Origin of the sequence: Sarcina sp. DSM 11001 (genome assembly GCF_900101015.1) — a bacterium.
GTDB lineage: Bacteria > Bacillota > Clostridia > Lachnospirales > Lachnospiraceae > CAG-791.
The window spans coordinates 25,720-44,786 of the sequence record NZ_FNFZ01000021.1 but is presented as its reverse complement, the minus strand read 5'-3'; the positions used below and the strand labels follow the sequence as shown (position 1 = coordinate 44,786).

Genomic DNA, 19,067 nt, shown 5'->3' with positions numbered 1-19,067 from the left:
CGGCCACATTCACAGAACTTTCCATGATTTTTACGGAAAGATAAGGAAATGTTCCATTCAAAGTACAATCCTGCACTCTGAAAAAAAAGGCATCAAAATAACACGCAAAAAAGATGCGAATAACATTGTACTACCACAGTATACTTTCGTCAACAATTATTTTAAAAACAAGAAGAAAAAGGAGAAAAAGAAAAACAAAGACAGCGGCGGGCCACATGGCCTGCCGCTGCGGGATCAAATCCAAAATCGAAAAGTGAGGAAAGATTACTTGAGGGTGATCTTTGCGCCGACTTCTTCGACCTTTGCCTTGATTGCCTCTGCCTCTTCCTTGGAGACGCCTTCCTTGATGTTCTTGGGAGCGCTCTCAACGAGTTCCTTAGCTTCTTTCAGGCCCAGGCCGGTGATCTCACGGACAACCTTGATAACCTTGATCTTCTGATCGCCGAAGCTGGTCAGCTCGACGTCAAACTCGGTCTTCTCTTCCTCAGCGGCGGCTGCGGGGCCGGCTGCAACAACAACACCGGCTGCTGCGGAAACACCAAATTCCGCTTCGCAGGCCTTGACGAGCTCGTTCAGTTCCATAACGGACAGCTCTTTGATCGCTTCGATAAATTCAGCAGTAGTAAGTTTAGCCATTGTATGACCTCCTTAAATCAAATCACATAAAAATAATCAAACCAGAATGCTGTTTCATAAAGAAAAATGCTGTTCGCAGTTTCTTGAGAGCCGTGCGATGTTCCCGGACCTGTGCCGGATAACAGAACAGATATCTCTTTCACACCGCCGGCCTGAGGCCATTAAGCCTCTACTGCTGCAGCGCCTTCGCCATCCTTGTCGGCGATCTGCTGGATGACGCGTGCCAGGTTGGCAACAGGGGACTGCATGCTGCCGAACAGTCTGCCGAGCAGGATGTCTCTGGAAGGGATCTGGGAGACCTCTTCAAGAGCTTTGATGTCGAGAACTCTGCCCTCGACTACGCCGCCCTTGACCTCGAGGTTCTTTGCAGTTTTTGCAAACTCATAGATGATCCTTGCGGGAGCAGTCGCATCTTCCTTGGAGACCGCAATCGCGCTCGGGCCGTTGAGCAGATCAGAAAGGCCTTCGAACTCGGTTCCCTTGAACGCGAAATTCATCATGGTGTTCTTGTAAACCTTGTAGAACACACCGGCCTCACGGAGCTGTTTGCGGAGTTCCGTATCCTGCTGAACCGTCAGTCCTCTGTGGTCTACGAGAACCAGAGACTGGGCGCCGTCGATCTTCTCGGAAATTTCCTGGACGACCGGCTGCTTCAATTCAACTTTTGCCATTATCTTACCTCCTTACAGATTTTTTGCAGGGGATACAGGCTCCCCCGCATTTTTCAGGCGGAGAGTAATAAAAGCTCTCTGCCGCGAAGACAGAGAGCTGAAAAATCCATGCTTCACCGCCGCGCCCTCTCCAGTATCATCCGGGAGCGGGGATTTCCGGCGGATCTTGTCCAGATCATTACTCATCCTCGGCGGGCGGAATGCTTCCATTCCTTTACGCACACGGCTGCCAGCGGCTTCCGCGCGCACCTGCTGTCTTCGGTGGGTGAAAACATATTATAAATTAACACCAGTGTTTTCCTCTGTCAAGAGGAAATTTTATGATCCTGTCACAGGATCATATTCAGCGCGCTGAACCCGCAGACCAGGCCGCGGATCCCGCGCAATGAGGAAATTTATCAATATCTGTTGCAGACGACCTTGACGCCGGGGCCCATGGTGGTTGCAAGAGAGATGCTCTTGATGTACTGGCCCTTGACTGCAGCGGGTCTGGCCTTGACGATAGCATCGATCAGGGCGTTGTAGTTGGTCAGCAGCTGCTCCTCAGAGAAGGAAGCCTTGCCGATAGGGCAGTGGATGATGTTGGACTTGTCGAGCCTGTACTCGATCTTACCTGCTTTGATATCGTTGATTGCCTTGGTAACATCCATCGTGACAGTACCGGCCTTGGGGTTCGGCATCAGGCCTTTAGGTCCGAGGATACGGCCGAGGCGGCCGACAACGCTCATCATATCAGGGGTAGCAACGACAACATCAAAGTCCAGCCAGCCTTCATTCTGGATGCGGGGAAGGAGCTCCTGGCCGCCGACGAAATCAGCGCCTGCTGCCTGGGCCTCATCCAGCTTCGCGCCCTTTGCGAACACGAGAACGCGGACCTTCTTGCCGGTGCCGGCAGGAAGAACGACAGCGCCGCGGACCTGCTGGTCTGCATGACGTCCGTCGCAGCTTGTACGGATATTGATCTCTACGGTCTCATCAAATTTGGCAGTTGCGGTCTTTTTCACAAGAGCGATAGCATCTGCCGGCTCATAAACGACTGCGCGGTCGACGAGTTTCGCCGCTTCAGTGTACTTCTTACCATGTTTCATTTCTGTTTCCTCCTATCGGCGATTACTCATTCTTTAACAGTGATACCCATGCTTCTTGCTGTGCCTTCGATCATGCTCATGGCAGCTTCAAGGCTTGCGGCGTTCAGATCGGGCATCTTCAGCTCGGCGATCTCTTTGATCTGGTCCTTGGTGACCGAACCGACCTTTTCCTTGTTCGGAACACCGGAGGCCTTCTGGAGACCTGCAGCCTTCTTCAGCAGAACGGGTGCCGGGGGAGTCTTGGTAATGAAGCTGAAGCTTCTGTCCGCGTAAACCGTGATGACAACGGGGATGATCAGATCGCCCTTGTCAGCAGTCCTTGCGTTGAATTCCTTGGTGAACTGGACGATGTTGACACCGTGCTGACCAAGGGCAGGGCCTACCGGGGGAGCGGGGGTTGCTTTGCCGGCAGGAATCTGCAATTTGATGTACCCAGTTACTTTCTTAGCCATTTTTTCCTCCTTTGTGGTAACCGCAGCATGGCTGCTGCTCCCACGAAACTATATGTTGCCCGCAGCGATCGCTGAAAACGGTCAGGTTCTCAGGAATACTTGCGGATCTCCGCAAATCCGATCTCAACGGGTGTTTCGCGCCCGAAGATCTCCAGGTTGATCCTGGCGGACTGCTTTCCATAATCCATTTTCTGAACGACCCCGATCTGGCCCTTCCAGATTCCGGCAACTACGGAGACCGTGTCGCCGACCTCGAAATCGACAGAAATATTTTTGACCCGGATGCCGAGAGGCTTCATCTCTGCCTCTGTCAGCGGGACCGGCTTGCTGCCCGGACCCACAAAGCCTGTGACGCCCCTGGTGTTGCGCACGACATACCACGTGTCGTCATTCATGATCATGCGCACCAGGACATAACCCGGGAACATTTTCCTGGAGACATTTTTCTTTTTGCCGTCCTTGACTTCTACGGCATCGTGCATGGGAACACGCACTTCAAAGATCTGGTTCTCCAGATGACGGTTCTGGATCGTCTTTTCTATGTTGATCTTTACCTTATTCTCATAGCCCGAATATGTGTGTGCCACATACCACTTCGGCTCATCCGTGATCGCGCTCTCGTCGAGCTTCTCCTCTTCCGGAGCGCCCTCCTGGGCGGCAAGGGAAGCGGCTACCGCGGCGGCTTCCTGCGCGTCTTCGACGGCGAAGGCGGCATCTTCCGGAGCCCCGTTTTCCTCCTGGATCAGAGCCTGCTGCCTGGCTTCCTCTGTCTTCTCTATATCTGCAGCGCTTTTGGAAAAATCAGGCCGCCTGATCTGGCGTACTCCGGGAAGTACACCCGGTTTGAGCTTTGCCTTAACGGGCTTTGCATCGAAGCTGTTCTCTGCCATTCATCTACCTCATCAAACAATCGGCTTACCGCCGTCAGGCGGCATTAATCTGCACGAGTAGATCGATCAGGTTCTGCGCCCCGAAATCAAGAACCGCGATCAGCAGTCCCGCGACCACTGTCACGCAGACCACTGCGATCAGCTGTTTGACCATAGTCTCACGGCCGGGCCAGATGATCTTGCCAAACTCAGTCCTGACGCCCTTGAAAAAAAGGCCCAGTCCCGACTGCTTCGCATTGCCTTTCTCGTTTGCTGCCATAAAGTCACTCCTTTATTTAGTCTCTTTATGAACTGTGTGCTTCCTGCAGAATCTGCAGTATTTTTTCATCTCGAGACGCTCAGGATGTGTTTTCTTATCCTTGGTTGTGTTATAATTTCTCTGCTTGCACTCAGTGCATGACAATGTAATCCTTGTACGCATGCCGAACCTCCAACTTTACAAAAGTTAATACGTTGTTACCTTATAGATATTTTTATTTCCGCGCGCAGACACAGCCCTAATCCGGCTCCCGGGGCAGGCGGCCCTGCGATTTCGCGCAAAAAAAAAAGACCTTTTGCAACCTTTGATATACATTACCACAGATGATTCTGTTCGTCAATCACAAAATCAATCACAAAAACAACCAGAGCACAGCGCAAAAAAGCAGACAAATATACAAAAACCGGCCGCAATGGCAGGCACATACGCAAACGCCGGCCGCATTTGCAGGCATATACACAAACGCAGGGCCGCAATAGCGGGTATATACACAAACACCGGCCGCATTTGCAGGCATATACACAAACGCCGGGCCGCAACGGTGGGCATTGCATCAATCACAGAAAAACAAGGCAAGACAGAAGCTCATAAACAGGAGTAAAAGCAATTGAAAAACGACTCTGAAAATGAAAACGAGACCCGCAGGAAGCAACGGATTCAGAACATTCTGCTGATCCTCCTCCCCATCCTGATCGCCGCCACCCTGTTCTTTACCTCCAGGGCAGGAAAACGCAGACACAGAGAAGAGCCCCAGCCCCCGGACCGGGAGCCTCCCACGATCCATCTCACCAGGGACAAAAACTATTTTGTCATGCCGGGAGAACAGTACGAGGAGGAAGGCTACGCGGCCTACGACGACCGCGACGGCGACCTGACCAAAAAAGTAGAATCCTCCATCAACGGAGATATGGTCCGTTACCGGGTCATGGATGAAGCCGGCAATATCACTGTCCGCTTCCGCAGGATCCCCTACGCGGACCGGTCCCTTTTGAACGACCAGGAGGAATGGGACCTGATCAGAAGAGGGGCAGGCGGCCAGAGTGATAAGGACGTGAAGGATCAGAAAGCCTCCAAATCATCCGAACGGTCTGAGCAGTCCGGTGCTGCCTCCAGCAGCGAAGACGGCACCAGGTCGGAATCTAAATAGAAAAAACGCCTCAGCTGACAACCGTTGCATAACCGGCAGCTGAGGCGTTTTTTAATTTCTTAATGTGTTTTTATATGTGTTATACCAGTTTAATAACACTATTTTTTAATAACACTATTTTTATTGAGCACTATTCACTGAAATGTCCTGATCATTATTTATCAGTATTTATTCTTCTTGTTTCCCATTTCCTGGTCAGCGATCGTATTGATTCCGATCGTGCCGTCTTATAGCGCCTGCGCTTCCTGATCAAGCCAGAGCTGCGGTAACGATTGCCATGGAATAAACTTCCGAAGCGTTGCAGCCGCGGGACAGGTCGTTGATCGGAGCGTTCAGACCCAGAAGGATGGGGCCGTAAGCGTCGAAGTTACCGAAACGCTGAGCGATCTTGTAGCCGATGTTGCCTGCGTTGATGTCAGGGAAGATGAAGGTGTTGGCATGGCCTGCGACCTTCCAGTCCGGAACCTTGGTGCGTGCGACAACAGGGGAAACAGCAGCGTCGAACTGCAGCTCGCCGTCGATCGGCAGATCGGGATATGCCTGTTTGGCCTTCTGAGCCGCATTGCGCATCTTTGTGACATCGGGATCCTTTGCGGAACCGTTGGTGGAGAAGGAAAGGAACGCAACCTTGGGTTCTACGCCGAAGACCTTTGCGCACTCTGCTGTCTCATGGCAGATCTCAACCAGCTCGTCCTCGTTGGGATGAATGTTGATGGCGCAGTCGCCCATCGCCACGACTTCATTGCCGCCGGTCGCTGCAGTACGGACCAGGATGAAGCAGGAGGATACGATGCTGTTGCCGGGCTTGGTCTTGATGATCTGAAGTGCGGGACGGACTGTGTCCGCGGTCGAATAGGTCGCGCCGCCCAGCAGGCAGTCTGCGATGCCCATCTGCACCAGCATGGTGCCGAAATAGTTGCCCTGGGAAACGATCGGAAGTGCCTGCTCGGGAGTCATTCCTTTGCTCTTTCTGATCTCGCAGAATGCATTCACGACATCATCCATCTTTTCATAATTCTTGGGGTCGATGATGACCGCTCCGCGGATGTTGTCGCCGTCTTCCTCGGCCACGCGGGTGATCTCATCCGGATCGCCCAGAAGGATGGGGGTCAGGAAATTGCTGGCCAGAAGTTTGGAAGCAGCTTCCAGAATACGGGGATCAGAGCCTTCAGTAAAGACGATTGTCTTCGGGTTTTTTTTCAGCTTTTTAACCATGGAGTCAAAACTGTACATATGAAACCTCCCTTTACATACAATTAATCAGATTCATCAGTGAGTAGTCAAGTATTACCCTTAGATGCTATTGTACCATGGATTTGCCAAACTGCACCACTGTTTTCAGTCTTTTTTTTACAGCCCATGCACAGAATTGTATACATTAATACCTCCGATGACCGGCCAAAAACTGCCAGTCAGGGACTGCGCTGTCTTTTTAATGACATCAGTCCTGCCAGCGCGGTGATGCTCTGTCAAAGGATGCTCTGTCAAAAAGCCTGCAGCCGGGGACTTCGCTGTCTTTTTCCTCCCCCCTGTGCTATACTTCAGATATCCGGTGTCGCTTTATATTGACCGGCCCGGGAGTGGTTTTTCTGACTGCTTAATATCTGGATTTTGTAATGCTTAACAGCTGCATTTTCTAATACGTAATAACTACATTTTCAATGTTTCGATTTGGAGGTTCTCGTGAAAAAAATAGCGATTTTGGGTTCTACCGGCTCCATCGGCCGGCAGACGCTGGATGTTGCAAGACAACAGGGAGACATAGAGGTCACTGCGCTCTGCGCCAGGCAGAGCGTCGGCCTGATGGAGGAGCAGATCCGCGAGTTCCGCCCGGGCGTGGCAGTCATGTGGGACGAAGCGGCCGCGAAGGATCTGCGCGAGCGGGTACGGGATCTGGATGTGCGGGTCCTGACCGGCATGGACGGGCTTCTGGAAGTGGCCTCCATGGACGGATTTGAATATTTCGTCACTGCCATCATGGGCATGGTCGGCGTCCGGCCCACAGTCGCCGCGATTGAAAGCGGTAAAAAGATCGCGCTCGCCAACAAGGAGACACTGGTGACAGCGGGACACATCATCATGCCCCTGGCCGCGTCAAAGGGCGTCCCGATCCTCCCCGTGGACAGCGAACACAGTGCCATCTTCCAGTCCCTGAACGGCGAGGCGGGCAACCGCATAGACAAGATCTGGCTCACAGCCTCCGGCGGGCCGTTCCGGGGCCGGACGGCAGAGAGTCTCAGGGACGTACGCCCGGAAGACGCTCTCAAACACCCCACCTGGGCCATGGGCCGGAAGATCACCATCGATTCCTCCACCCTGGTCAACAAGGGGCTCGAGGTGATGGAGGCCAAATGGCTCTTCGATGTTGCCCCGTCGCAGATCAATGTCCTCGTCCATCCCCAGAGCGTCATCCACTCCATGGTGGAATATGAAGACGGCGGCATCATCGCCCAGCTCGGCGTCCCGGACATGCGGCTCCCGATCCAGTATGCCCTCTATTACCCGGAGCGCCGCCCGCTCCAGGGAGAACGGATGGATTTTTACTCTCTTGGACAGATCACCTTCGAACGGCCCGACATGGAGACCTTCCCCGCTCTCCGGCTCGCCTATGAAGCGATTGAAAAAGGCGGAAACCTGCCGACTGCTTTTAACGCCGCAGATGAACTTGCTGTTCAGCAGTTTCTGGACAGAAAGATCGCCTTCCCTGAAATCGCCGATATGATCCAGTACTGCATGGAAAAATGCCGCTTCCTCCCGGCCCCTACCCTCGACGAAGTCTTTGCGACAGAGCAGGAGGTCGGGGAGCTCCTCTCGACTTGGAAGAGATAAAAAAATCCTTTCTTTTCCAGTCTGACAGCTGCGGATCATCTGCCGTTCACTTCACTTTTAGAAAACTGTTGAATGCATGAAAGTGTACAGTCAAAGTGTGCAGTCAAAAAATGATCAAAGATCGATCAAAGATCGATTAAAGAGCGCTTAAACAGATTGATCGAAAAAGATTGGTCAAACAACGACCTGCGACTATTTTACTAACGGCTATTTTACTAACGGCTATTTTAAACTAAAAAAGGACCTGCCGGTCTTCCTTCCATCACTGGAGACCGGCAGGTCCTTTGCTATTTATACCATTTATATCATTTATAACTGTTTTACAGCAGTTATGACAACTTTTTTGACAGAAAGCCGTCCTTATGCACCATCTTTATTATTCTCATTCTGCGTCCCATGAACTGTCGCAGGGGGTGCCGTCCGGAGTTCCGTCCGGCTGCCCTTCCAGCCGTTCCTGGATTTTACGGGAAATGGAAACCGCATCGATGCCGGAGGCTCTGCTTAGTTCATCGGGAGATCCGTGAGGCAGGAAGCGGTCAGGTATGGAAATGTTCAGAAGAGGCATCCGGATCTCGTTTTCCGAATACCATGCGTCGACATGTTCGCCGAAGCCTCCTCTGCGGACATTTTCTTCCATTGTCACGATCAGGGAATATTTTTCCGGGGCAGTCCGAAGCAGGTCTGTGTCCATCGGACATACAAAACGGGCGTTTGCAATGGAGCAGGCAATCCCCCTGGAGGCAAGTATCTCCCTGGTCTTTTCCGCCGTTTTTACCATACTTCCCACAGCGAGCAGCAGGACGCTGCCTTTTTTCTCCTCATAGATCATCTCTGCGCGTCCCTCCTCCAGAGGAGCGCGGTGTTCGGCGAGGCCGTCATAGGCGGTTCCGCGGGGATAGCGGATCGCGGCTGGCCGGCCCAGAGTGAGTGCAAAGCGGAGCATATCCGTGAGCTCCTGGCCGTTCTTGGGGGCCATGACGGTCAGCCCGGGGATAGAGGACAGCCAGGAAAGATCAAAGATCCCCTGATGGGTCTCTCCGTCCGCACCTACGATCCCGGCCCGGTCAATGGCAAAGACCACCGGAAGCTGCTGCAGGCAGACATCCTCCACGATCTGGTCATAAGCGCGCTGCAAAAACGTTGAATAGACCGCAACGACCGGCTTCATGCCTCCCGCAGCCATTCCCGCGGCGAAGACCACTGCATGCTGCTCCGCGATCCCGACGTCAAAAAAGCGGCGGGGATAGCGGCGGTGAAATTCCTTGAGCCCCACGCCGTCCTCCATGGCTGCCGTAACACTCACCAGACGCGGTTCCTCCTTGGCCAGGCGAAGCATTGCCTTTGAAAAGACACCCGTGTAAGAAGTTCCCTTCGGCGGCTGTAAGGGTTCTCCCGTCCTGATGTCAAAAGGCGGCGTGCCGTGAAAACGGGAGGGGTTCTTTTCCGCAGGGCCGTAACCCTTTCCCTTTTTCGTACAGGCATGGATCAGGACTGCTTTGTTCACCCTTTTGGCGTCCTCAATTGCCCTCACCATATCCCGGACGTTATGCCCGTCGACCGGTCCCAGGTAAGTGATCCCCATCTCCTCAAAAAACATTCCCGGGAGCATGAATGACTTCAGAGACTGTTTCGCCCGGCTGATACCCTTGACCACCTTCGGCATTGTGTCATTGAGGGAATCATGGATCCTGTCCCGCAGCTGTATATAGCTGTTGGAGGTACGGATACTGCCCAGATACTTGGAAAGTCCGCCGACATTCTTGGAAATCGACATGTCGTTATCATTGAGGATGATGATCAGGTTGGAATTCAGACGGGCCATATTGTTCAGCGCCTCATAGGCAAGGCCCCCCGTCATCGCACCGTCTCCGATCACCGCCACAACGAAACCATCCTGACGACAGAGATCCCTCGCGCGGGCCAGACCCAGCGCCGCACTGATCGAAGTCGAGCTGTGCCCTGTGTCATAAGAATCACAGCTGCTCTCATTCCGTTTCGGAAATCCGCTCATACCGCCATAAAGGCGAAGGCTGTCAAAGCCCTCCTTTCGTCCGGTCAGAAGCTTATGCGTGTAGGACTGATGACCAACATCCCAGATGATCCTGTCTTTTGGCAGATCCAGTGAGAGATGAAGCGCCATCGTCAATTCGACCGCTCCCAGATTACTGGAAAGATGGCCCCCCGTCACACTTACCTTTTCAACCAGAAACTGCCGGATCTCCTCTGCCAGATGATCATATTCCGCCGCCGGTATCTTTTTGATATCGTTTGGTTTTTGAATCCGATCGAGCAGTGCCATCGGCATTTCTCCTTTCACAAACAAAGCGGATTCGCTTTTATATTGTGTGTGTGCGAAAAAATGTGTGTGTGCGAAAAGAGCCGTGAACAAACTGTTCACGGCTCTTTTCCACGTTTTCTCGGAGTGACGGGATTCGAACCCACGACCCCTTCGTCCCTAACGAAGTGCGCTAGCCAGCTGCGCTACACCCCGATCTGTTAAAACAGAAGCATGCCGCGTTGCTCCGCAACACGCAAGTAGTATATTAACCCCTATCCAACAAAATTGCAAGTACTTTTTTCATAAAATATTTGCCATTTTTCAGGCCCATTTTTTCAGGGGCTGTTTTCAGGGATCTTTTTCAGGGCTCTTTTTTTCAGCGGCCTATTTTCAGTGCCCATTTTTCAGCGGCTTATTTTTTCAGCACAGAAGCATCTAACAGCCGTCAGCAGGCCAGAGAGTGGACCATGGGAAGCTACATCACGTCCTTGAGGGCATCGGTCATGGGGATCGCGCGAATCTTGCGGATCTCGAAAGCTGCGACCGCAGCATAGGTCACAGTGCCGATCAAAAACATTTTGTAAAAAACGGACCGGGGGATGTCGTAAGTGATCCATCCCGTCATCCTTGCGGCGAGATAGTTGCGGAAGATCAGCTCCATGATGGCATTGACTGCCGGAATCGTCACCAGAAGCAGCAGGACCGTCACTACACTGGTCGTCCATATATAGAGTCCGGCAATCTCCCCGTCGGTATAGCCCAGGATCTTTGTCATCGAAATGGCATGGGCGTTCTTTTCGATCACGATCCTGGAGAGGAGGTAGATCAGGATCATGAAGAGGACAACGGAAAAGCCGTCGACCACGACCATCATGCCTCCCATGGAGACGTCCAGCTGCCTGCTGATCTTGATGAGGGCATCGTAATCTATGACAGAGGCGATCAGGTCTCTGCTGACGTCCGTGATTCTGCTGTCCGAAAAGTATCCCGACCGGTAGTCCTCAAAGAGGCCGAAACGCTCACAGAGGTCTTCCATTCGCATAAACATACACAGACCTCCCATGTAGTCGTATATGCCGTCCACATGGAATTCATAGGTCCGGTCCTCGTAAGGCTCTCTGAGCCGGATCGTATCTCCTTCGGAGATCCTGCACTTGTCCGCATAGGCTGATGAGACCCATATTTCACCCCGGCGGATCGGGATATGGATATAGCGGCTGTTCTTTTTGATCCCGTAGACATTGATGTCCTCAACCCGCAGAGCCTCCCCTTCCGGAATGCGCAGGGTGTAGGAGGCGAAAGGCTCCGCGTCCTTGTTGGAAGTCATCGTAGCTGTTCGCAGAAAAGAGAAGGACAGGATCTTGTCAAATTCATAATCCCTGTCCATCCTGTAAGCCGGGATCTTCAGATAATACTGATAGTCGCAGAGCATGTTGTCCTTCATGGACTCCTGATAGCGGTCCAGAACCGCCGGCAGGGCCAGACCGAACAGGAGAAGGAGGTTCGCGAACAGGATCCCGATCAGCAGGACCGCATAATTTCCCATATTCTGAAAAAAGATCCTCAGGCGGAATCTCAGCAGAAAAGGGAGCCGGGAAGGGAGAAACAGGGCGCGGTCCCTGCTGCGGCGGCTCAGTTCCTTCCTCAGAAACTGGAGGGGTGAGAGCCGCAGTCGGCGCTGCAGGGTCAGAAAGGTCACTGCCAGCATGATCAGAACGGGCACCACTGTGGTAAGCACAAAAGCTTCTCCGTTCCAGACAGTGACATAAGTCGGCAGGCTGTAGCTCGCGTAATACAGACCGGCGCAGACCTCCTTGAGCGCCGTATAGCCGAGGACATTTCCGACTATCGCGGCCGCCAGCGTCACCAGGACCGGGAGAGTCATATAATGCCGGACCAGTTCGCCCTTTGTAAAGCCCGAGGCGCGCAGGGTGCCGATCACTGACGCCTCCCGGGCGATCGTGTCCCGCACCGTGATCATAAATACGAAAGCCACGATGACTATGATGATATACAAAAGCATCAGCATCATGGCCCGGTCGCCGCCCATATCCTCCCCGGTAAACTGGATCGCCTGGTTCATATATCGGGGGATAAAATCCTCCAGATAGATGATATCCGCCACGTCCTCCATCAGGCGGTCCGAAACCTTTTTTTCCTCCTCCTTCGACCCGGGCGGATCCGCATATTTCCAACTGTAGCACCAGGTCAGCTCATCCGACGCGAAGCTGTCAAAGTCCTCCCTTCCCACTGCGCCAATCCCGAATTTGACTGCATCGAACATCGCGTCGCTGTTGTTCTGAAAAAGGGCGCTGTAATCCGGAAAAGCCACAAGCCCGGTCACGACAAAAATCGACTTCCCGAATTGCAGCTCATCTCCGACATGAATGCCATTGTTGTCCGCATACATCCGGTCGATGACCAGATCTCCTCTTTTTTCCGGAAATCTTCCTTCCATCAGGCACAGGAGATTGATCTCCTCCCTGTTTTTAAAAATGCGCAGTGTATTCCCATCCTTCAGCTTTTTTTCAATATAGAAATTATCATAAAGGATGACCCCGGACTTCTCGATCTTTCTCCGGTTTGCCCTGGAGATCTCATCATCTGTCTGGAAATTTCCATCCTCGATCCGGTACTTCTCAAAGCTCTCATTATAAGCAATGATCATACTCCCGTCGGCCACCAGAAACCCGGAGATCAGACCGATCGTAAAGACCAGAAGGATAAAAATGACCAGATATTTCCCGAAATCTCCTCTCAGCTCCCGCAGGTACCGTTTCCGCAGGGGATTCTGCCTGTTTTTCTTCATGCCCGTTCTCTCTGTCCATCCTGCAGGCTCACCCGCATCATAATTTTACAGCCTGTTTATTCTTCAGCGCGCTGTACCCTTAACTTCAGATAATAACCCTTGACTTCAGATAATAGTTGTGGGATACCCGCGTGCGAGTATTAAGTATTCACATATGACATAATGACCATTCCGACTGGTCTGCCGGCATCCTGGTAACATTTACCGTGCGGTCGCGGATAATCACAATTACCATTCCAACTGGTCTGCCGGCATCCTGGTAACGTTTACCGTGCGGTCGCGGATCGAGCCGTCTCTCAGCCGGATCACCGTGTCCGCCATAGCCCCTATCGCCTCATTGTGGGTGACCATGATGATCGTGGTCCCATACTGCAGGCTGATTTTTTCAATGAGACGCAGGATCTCTCTGGACGTATTGTAGTCCAGCGCTCCTGTCGGCTCGTCGCAAAGCAGGATATCGGGATTCTTGATGATTGCCCTGCCTATGCTCGTCCTCTGCTGCTGGCCTCCCGAAAGCTGGTTGGGAAGCTTTCTGCGGTGCTCGTACAGCCCGAGCGTATGCAGGATTTCGTCGACATCCAGCGGATCCCTGCCCAGATAAGCCCCGACTTCGATATTCTCCCTGACAGTCAGATTAGGGATCAGGTTGTACATCTGAAAAATATATCCCAGGTGACGTCGCCGGTAACGGGTCAGTTCCTTCTCTCCCATCGCGCTCATCCGTTCTCCGCCGATCAGAATCTCCCCGCTGTCCGTACTGTCGATCCCCCCGATAATATTGAGGAGCGTTGACTTGCCGGAACCGGAAGGTCCAAGCAAAACACAGAACTCTCCTTTTTTTACATCGAGACTGATTCCGCGCAGCACTTCCACACGGTTTTCCCCTTTTCCAAAAGCTTTACGGATATCCCTTAATTCCAATAGCACTGTGGTTTCCATGGTTTTTCCAGATTCCCCGGTTTTTTCAGTCAATTGTCTGCTGCCGACTGTTCCATGTCTGATGTCTTTGATGTCTTCCATTGCTGCCTGATGACCTCTGTATAACGACGATTGTCTGCTGTCCCCAGCATTGCGATGATCGTCCACCGATCATTACCTGCCTGTTATTTCCGGTGCGGGCACGCTTCAGGCAGGATGGTTAGCTTGCATTAACTATTATAACGCACTTTTTCTTTTTTTACACCTTCTCCGACGAAGTCGAAGATAGAAAAAAAGGAAGATTGAAAATAGTTAAAAAAGAAAAATTAAAGAGCCAAAAAGGCCTCCTGCCGTTTCAGGCAGGAGGCATGTGAATCCATACCGGCAGTATTCATATTCTGATCAGCTTTGTGTAAGAAGGAACTGCTGCAGTGATTATACGGGGTTAATCATGGCAACTGCAGACTGTATGAACGGAGAAGCAAAGCAGCAGAAACCGGAAATGGACCCATTCCTTATATCAGCGCAGCTCCGAGCGCCTTGCAGTTTGCTTCACCCTCATCATCCGGAGCGCCGTTGACGATCACGCAGTCGGCTGCCAGGACTGCACCTGCGCCTTTTGCTTCGTCTTCCCAGGTGCGCATCCACTCGCCGTCTCCCCAGCCATAGGAGCCAAAAAGGACGACCTTTTTACCGGAGAGCTCTCCCTTTACCTCATCCCACATCGGCTGGAAGTCAGCTTCCTCGAGCTGCTCTACGCCCATTGAGGGGCATCCAAAGGCAATTCCGTCATAACCGGCCACTGCAGCCGCGCCGAAATCGGAAGGACCCATGACGGTCACTTCCGCCCCCTTTTCCTGCGCGCCCGCCGCTACAGCATTCGCCATAGCCTCTGTATTGCCTGTACCGCTCCAGAACACAACTGCAATTTTACTCATTCTTTCGATTTCCTTTCTTTTTGTTTTGTCACTTTTTTACTTTGCCAAAATCTGCATATCCGTAAACATCATAAGGTCGGATCAGGAAACAATTCCTGAGACTGCCCGAACTGACAGGAGACAAGGGACGCTTCTCTGTCTCTTCACGGGGAGGGCAGGCCCCGGCAGGTGACAGAGGATACGCTGGAAAACTCTGTGTCTACTCACGGGGAAGTTAACCCTGGTACAGCTCTGGGACTGGATTCAGAAGTACCCGGCCGAGATGTTTTACACGGCAACAACGAGCCTTGACAGCGGTACTCCGCTGGACCACTGTCTGCAGTAATTTTCGGTGCATTTCCGGTATTCCTCAAAAGTCTTTCTGGCTTTCTGAACATCACCGTAAACGCGCCAGGTTCCCACCAGCTTGCAGCCGACTGACCTGTTTTCTCTGTGAGAAATAAATCCACGCACATCTTCCGGGGGATAACTGAGAAACAGACCGATCTCGTGCGGAAATTCAGTGTCCACGTCATTGATACGACGAATCAGCTCTATGACACACTGATTCGCGTTCTCATGGCGGTAACCTGCGTTTTCCAACAACTCTACGGCTTCCTTCTCCGACAGATCCTTTTCCAGGCGGGACGACCGATAGAGATATACAAGTACCCTTTCCGCTGAGTAACGCAGGGGCAGGATCCGCAGTCCTTTCGGCACGAGTCTCTTGTTCAGCTGCTGCAGTTCATGCATTGTCTGCCGTCTGTCCGTATATGGACATGTGAACAGATTCCCGGTCTTGATTCCCGCCAATGTCGGTGAACCGTTTTGCACAAGCATTTCATCTGACATCTGTATTCCTCCGGCTCCGTTATTAGTCGCAATCTACATGTCTGTCATGCTCCCTGCTGAAGGGTGTGTTTTATATTGTTCTGCAACGACGATGCGGCGTTTAAGTCATGCTCCCTGTTGGAGGGTGTGTTTCTCAAGAATGCTGCGCAGAGCCGCGATAGATGCGGTCCTGGAATGCTCTACCATTGTGTTTTTTCCCTTAATCTCGCTCTGGGCGCATTTCAAAACTTTATGGGACAGGGCTCCGGTGAAACAAATCATCAGATCAGGATTCCCCAGCTTGTTTCTAAGGCTCCCGGAAGGTTTGATAAAAACCTTAGCCCGGCACTTGTACTCTTTACAGAGATCTTTGTACTGGCGCTCCATACATTCATTTCCGCCAAGGATAATCACGCTCATCTTCCACCTCTTTATTAATTCCTGGTTTAGTTTATTCTTGCTTTAATTTATTTCTGGTGTAGTTTATTTCTGCTGTAGTTTATTCCTGGTATAGTCAGTCCTGGTTTATTTCAGTCCTTTTTTCGTTCAGTCCTGGTTTAGCCAGACCCGGTTCAGGTTATTCCTTTTATCTGGGTTATGTTTCTTTACAGGATGGTTAGAATTGTCTAACCTATTCCCCTGAATAAAGCGCCTTGCAAGGCGCCTCTGTCTGTATCTGCTCTAATCGTTGGGTTAAGTATAGCTAACCATTACTGGCAAAACAACTCCAAAAAGACTCATTTACTCTAACGTTGAAAAAATCCCCAGGTAACAGTCCTTGCTTTTGAATGTTCCATACTACAAAAAAGTAAAGAGATCTTTCGGGGCCGGTGGCATGAGGTCACCTATGTTGTGAAAAAGTAAATTCGATATTTCGGATTCGCAAGCCCGAGGTCACCCATGACCCGAAATAGTAAAGCGATATTTCGGATCTGGAGGCCCAAGGTCACTTCAAAAGAGCAATTTAAAGGGTTGTTGCCTGGCTGAGCTTTCAGCTAATGCAACAACCCTGTTTCACATTCCTTTTTCCCAAAGGCAAAAATCCGAAAATTAATTGTCTTTATCACGTAATACCCACGTCTTCAAACATGGGTAACACGCGCAAAAGGGAAACTAGCTTCATCATGAGTACAATCATCATGGGTACAATCATCATGGGTACAATCCCGCGATGAAGAAAAGCAGGTCCTACATGCTATCCACACCGAGATACTCTGTTTCAGAGCAGATTCTTCATGTTGTCCACACCGAGATACTCTGTTTCAGAGCAGGTCTTTCATGCTGTCCACGCTGAAATAGATGGTGGAAAGATTATGCAGCAGAGCCGCGCGGGCAGAGGGCATGTAGCCCAGGAGGCCCAGGGCGATCAGCAGGCCGTTAAAGGTCATGATCCTCCGGTAATTTCCGTTGATCCTGTCCATCAGGGCATTGCTCAGGCGTCTGAGTACGACAAGCTCCCGCAGGTCTTCTGCAGAGATCGTGATGTCGGCGATCTCTCTTGCAATCGCAGCTCCGGCCGAAATAGCGATTCCTGCGTCTGCCTCCGAGAGGGCCGGGGAATCGTTGATCCCGTCTCCGATCATCACGACCTTACGTCCCGCCTCGTGTTCTTTTTTGACAAAGGCAGCCTTATCCTCCGGGAGGACTTCCGCATAGAATTCATCCATTCCGAGGCGGCCGGCGACAGCCTCGGCGGTCCTGCGGCTGTCTCCTGTCATCATGACCACTCTCGAGAAGCCTGCGCCGTGGAGGGCTTCCACAACGCTCTTCGCCTCTTCCCGGATCGGATCCTCGATACAGATCACTGCCGCCAGTTTGTTGTCCAGAGCAAGATAAAGCAGCGAGCAGTCGTCGGGAAGGGCATCATATTTTTCCTGTGTGCCCTCGGGGAGCGTACATTTTTCATCCTCAAAAATAAAATGCCAGCTTCCGATCAGCGCCCGGACTCCATTGATGGAACTGGCGATCCCGTGTGCCACGACATATTCCACCTTCGTGTGCCGCTCCTCGTGAATCAGGCCTCTCTCCGCAGCCTCCCTGACGACCGCATTGGCGATCGAGTGGGGGAAATGTTCCTCCAGGCAGGCCGCAAGGCGCAGAAGCTCATTCTCATCATGATCCCCAAAGGAAATGATCTCGCGCACACTCGGTGTGGCGTAGGTCAGGGTTCCGGTTTTGTCAAAGACGATCGTATCGGCCTGAGCAACTGCCTCCAGGAACTTACCGCCTTTGACGTTGATATGATGGTCACTGCACTCCCTCATGGCAGAGAGGACACAGATCGGCATTGCCAGCTTCAGCGCGCAGGAGAAATCCACCATCAGGAAGGAAAGCGCCCTCGTGACATTGCGGGTGAGCAGCCAGGTCAGGGCTGTGCCTCCCAGGGACCAAGGCACGAGGGAGTCCGCCAGGTGGGATGCGCGGCTCTCTGTCGCGGACTTCAGTTTCTCAGAGTCTTCGATCATATTTACGATCTTGTCATAGCGGCCGCTGCCCAGAGCCTTGTCGACCCGGATCTCCAGTTCGCCCTCCTCGAGGACTGTGCCCGCATAGACATACGCGCCCTCCGCCTTGCGGACAGGAAGGGATTCTCCAGTCATTGAAGCCTGGTTCACGCTTCCCTCTCCGCTCATCACGGATCCGTCAAGAGGAATCACGTTTCCTGTCCTGACCACGATGCAGTCTCCAGGCTCCACATCACGGACGGAAACCAGGACTTCGCCCTCCGGCGTCCTGATCCAGGTCTTGTCCACATTGAGGTACATCCGCCTGGCCAGATCGTCCACGGATTTCTTATGGGTCCACTCCTCCAGAAGTCCTCCGGCATCCAGGAGAAACATGACTGAACCCGCTGTGCCGTAATCCTCCCTCAGGAGTGAGACAGCGATCGTAGTCGCATCCAGCACAGGCACTTCCAGCCTTCCTCTGAGCAGACATTGGAGGCCTGCCCGCAGATAATGAGCCGCTCTGCACAGGCAGTAAGCCCGCCTCAGCGGGTTCGGCAAAATAAGCTCACGCACCGCCCGGCCCAAAACCATAAAGAATAGTTTTTCCTCATAGACACGGTTGAGTTCCCGTCCCGTATGCTCCGGAACGGCTACTTCTGTGCGCTCATATCCAAAACCGGACAGCTCCGCAATGAGTTTTTCACGGCCGCAGGATTTTTCATTGTACAAAATCGTCGCGTCCGCCGTACGCTCTGAAACTGTCACTTTTGTAACGCCGTCCAAAGAGAGCAGGAAATAGTGCAGCATGTCCGCCTGAGCACCGGTCATACGGCGCTGCAGCATACGCACCCGCATCCTCCCTCTGGACTCATGTAATATTCTGCATTTCATTCTT

The 19,067-nt window shown here is 52.3% G+C and carries 17 protein-coding genes, 1 tRNA gene and 1 other annotated feature; of the genes, 2 read left to right on the top strand and 16 right to left on the bottom strand.

The annotated features are described in order from the left end of the window. Positions 1-264: 264 nt before the first annotated feature. The 7 genes from rplL to rpmG all read right to left on the bottom strand — a co-directional run bounded on the left by rplL (position 265) and on the right by rpmG (position 4,158). Positions 265-636: a 50S ribosomal protein L7/L12 gene (gene rplL, locus BLT02_RS11645; RefSeq protein WP_092995522.1), complete on the bottom strand. Its 372-nt coding sequence runs from the start codon at positions 634-636 to the stop codon at positions 265-267. Between the two features lie 161 nt (positions 637-797). Next, the gene (gene rplJ / locus BLT02_RS11640) at positions 798-1,307 is read right to left on the bottom strand and encodes a 50S ribosomal protein L10 (protein ID WP_092995519.1); all 510 of its coding nucleotides are present in this window, start codon (positions 1,305-1,307) and stop codon (positions 798-800) included. Between the two features lie 58 nt (positions 1,308-1,365). Next, positions 1,366-1,587: a sequence feature (ribosomal protein L10 leader region), on the bottom strand. A 118-nt stretch (positions 1,588-1,705) separates the two neighbouring features. Next, positions 1,706-2,395 (bottom strand): 50S ribosomal protein L1, encoded by a 690-nt coding sequence (rplA, locus tag BLT02_RS11630; RefSeq protein WP_092995512.1) that lies wholly within the window; start codon positions 2,393-2,395, stop codon positions 1,706-1,708. Positions 2,396-2,421: 26 nt separating this feature from the next. Further along, positions 2,422-2,847 (bottom strand): 50S ribosomal protein L11, encoded by a 426-nt coding sequence (gene rplK, locus BLT02_RS11625; protein ID WP_092995509.1) that lies wholly within the window; start codon positions 2,845-2,847, stop codon positions 2,422-2,424. A gap of 89 nt (positions 2,848-2,936) precedes the next feature. Beyond that, complete coding sequence (gene nusG / locus BLT02_RS11620) at positions 2,937-3,458, bottom strand: transcription termination/antitermination protein NusG (protein ID WP_242869792.1); 522 nt, start codon at positions 3,456-3,458, stop codon at positions 2,937-2,939. Positions 3,459-3,771: 313 nt separating this feature from the next. Beyond that, positions 3,772-3,996: a preprotein translocase subunit SecE gene (gene secE / locus BLT02_RS11615; protein ID WP_092995503.1), complete on the bottom strand. Its 225-nt coding sequence runs from the start codon at positions 3,994-3,996 to the stop codon at positions 3,772-3,774. Between the two features lie 12 nt (positions 3,997-4,008). Beyond that, complete coding sequence (gene rpmG / locus BLT02_RS11610) at positions 4,009-4,158, bottom strand: 50S ribosomal protein L33 (protein WP_092995500.1); 150 nt, start codon at positions 4,156-4,158, stop codon at positions 4,009-4,011. A gap of 445 nt (positions 4,159-4,603) precedes the next feature. On the opposite strand from rpmG, the gene BLT02_RS11605 reads away from it, so the two are divergent. Then, positions 4,604-5,143 carry a DUF5011/hyalin repeat domain-containing protein gene (locus tag BLT02_RS11605; protein ID WP_092995497.1) on the top strand — a complete coding sequence of 180 codons (540 nt, stop codon included), beginning with the start codon at positions 4,604-4,606 and terminating at the stop codon, positions 5,141-5,143. A 249-nt stretch (positions 5,144-5,392) separates the two neighbouring features. Here BLT02_RS11605 and pta read toward each other — a convergent pair whose 3' ends face one another. Further along, positions 5,393-6,376 carry a phosphate acetyltransferase gene (gene pta / locus BLT02_RS11600; protein ID WP_092995494.1) on the bottom strand — a complete coding sequence of 328 codons (984 nt, stop codon included), beginning with the start codon at positions 6,374-6,376 and terminating at the stop codon, positions 5,393-5,395. A 450-nt stretch (positions 6,377-6,826) separates the two neighbouring features. Between pta and BLT02_RS11595 the strand changes: the two genes are divergently transcribed. After that, positions 6,827-7,972 carry a 1-deoxy-D-xylulose-5-phosphate reductoisomerase gene (locus tag BLT02_RS11595; protein WP_092995492.1) on the top strand — a complete coding sequence of 382 codons (1,146 nt, stop codon included), beginning with the start codon at positions 6,827-6,829 and terminating at the stop codon, positions 7,970-7,972. A gap of 382 nt (positions 7,973-8,354) precedes the next feature. On the opposite strand, the gene dxs is transcribed toward BLT02_RS11595, so the two are convergent. The 8 genes from dxs to BLT02_RS11555 form a co-directional block, all read right to left on the bottom strand. Further along, positions 8,355-10,271, bottom strand: a complete 1,917-nt coding sequence (gene dxs, locus BLT02_RS11590) for a 1-deoxy-D-xylulose-5-phosphate synthase (protein WP_092995489.1) — start codon at positions 10,269-10,271, stop codon at positions 8,355-8,357. A gap of 118 nt (positions 10,272-10,389) precedes the next feature. Beyond that, a tRNA-Pro gene (locus BLT02_RS11585) sits at positions 10,390-10,463 on the bottom strand. Between the two features lie 262 nt (positions 10,464-10,725). Further along, on the bottom strand, positions 10,726-13,059 hold the full coding sequence (locus tag BLT02_RS11580; protein ID WP_092995486.1) for an ABC transporter permease: 2,334 nt from the start codon (positions 13,057-13,059) through the stop codon (positions 10,726-10,728). Between the two features lie 228 nt (positions 13,060-13,287). Further along, on the bottom strand, positions 13,288-13,986 hold the full coding sequence (locus BLT02_RS11575) for an ABC transporter ATP-binding protein (protein ID WP_175453813.1): 699 nt from the start codon (positions 13,984-13,986) through the stop codon (positions 13,288-13,290). Positions 13,987-14,492: 506 nt separating this feature from the next. After that, a complete protein-coding gene (locus BLT02_RS11570) occupies positions 14,493-14,915 on the bottom strand; it encodes a flavodoxin (protein WP_092995484.1) in 423 nt (140 codons plus the stop codon). 267 nt (positions 14,916-15,182) lie between these two features. Further along, entirely contained in the window at positions 15,183-15,746 is a 564-nt protein-coding gene (locus BLT02_RS11565; RefSeq protein ID WP_092995481.1) for a DUF3793 family protein, read from the bottom strand. Between the two features lie 105 nt (positions 15,747-15,851). Then, on the bottom strand, positions 15,852-16,145 hold the full coding sequence (locus BLT02_RS11560) for a DUF2325 domain-containing protein (RefSeq protein WP_092995478.1): 294 nt from the start codon (positions 16,143-16,145) through the stop codon (positions 15,852-15,854). Between the two features lie 842 nt (positions 16,146-16,987). Beyond that, a complete protein-coding gene (locus BLT02_RS11555) occupies positions 16,988-19,063 on the bottom strand; it encodes a heavy metal translocating P-type ATPase (protein ID WP_092995475.1) in 2,076 nt (691 codons plus the stop codon). Positions 19,064-19,067: the final 4 nt, after the last annotated feature.

Coding starts and splice junctions, on each gene's coding strand:
- rplL (WP_092995522.1), bottom strand. CDS start 636: ATGGCTAAACTTACTACTGCTGAATTTATCGAAGCGATCAAAGAGCTG.
- rplJ (WP_092995519.1), bottom strand. CDS start 1,307: ATGGCAAAAGTTGAATTGAAGCAGCCGGTCGTCCAGGAAATTTCCGAG.
- rplA (WP_092995512.1), bottom strand. CDS start 2,395: ATGAAACATGGTAAGAAGTACACTGAAGCGGCGAAACTCGTCGACCGC.
- rplK (WP_092995509.1), bottom strand. CDS start 2,847: ATGGCTAAGAAAGTAACTGGGTACATCAAATTGCAGATTCCTGCCGGC.
- secE (WP_092995503.1), bottom strand. CDS start 3,996: ATGGCAGCAAACGAGAAAGGCAATGCGAAGCAGTCGGGACTGGGCCTT.
- rpmG (WP_092995500.1), bottom strand. CDS start 4,158: ATGCGTACAAGGATTACATTGTCATGCACTGAGTGCAAGCAGAGAAAT.
- pta (WP_092995494.1), bottom strand. CDS start 6,376: ATGTACAGTTTTGACTCCATGGTTAAAAAGCTGAAAAAAAACCCGAAG.
- dxs (WP_092995489.1), bottom strand. CDS start 10,271: ATGGCACTGCTCGATCGGATTCAAAAACCAAACGATATCAAAAAGATA.
- BLT02_RS11580 (WP_092995486.1), bottom strand. CDS start 13,059: ATGAAGAAAAACAGGCAGAATCCCCTGCGGAAACGGTACCTGCGGGAG.
- BLT02_RS11570 (WP_092995484.1), bottom strand. CDS start 14,915: ATGAGTAAAATTGCAGTTGTGTTCTGGAGCGGTACAGGCAATACAGAG.
- BLT02_RS11565 (WP_092995481.1), bottom strand. CDS start 15,746: ATGTCAGATGAAATGCTTGTGCAAAACGGTTCACCGACATTGGCGGGA.
- BLT02_RS11560 (WP_092995478.1), bottom strand. CDS start 16,145: ATGAGCGTGATTATCCTTGGCGGAAATGAATGTATGGAGCGCCAGTAC.
- BLT02_RS11555 (WP_092995475.1), bottom strand. CDS start 19,063: ATGAAATGCAGAATATTACATGAGTCCAGAGGGAGGATGCGGGTGCGT.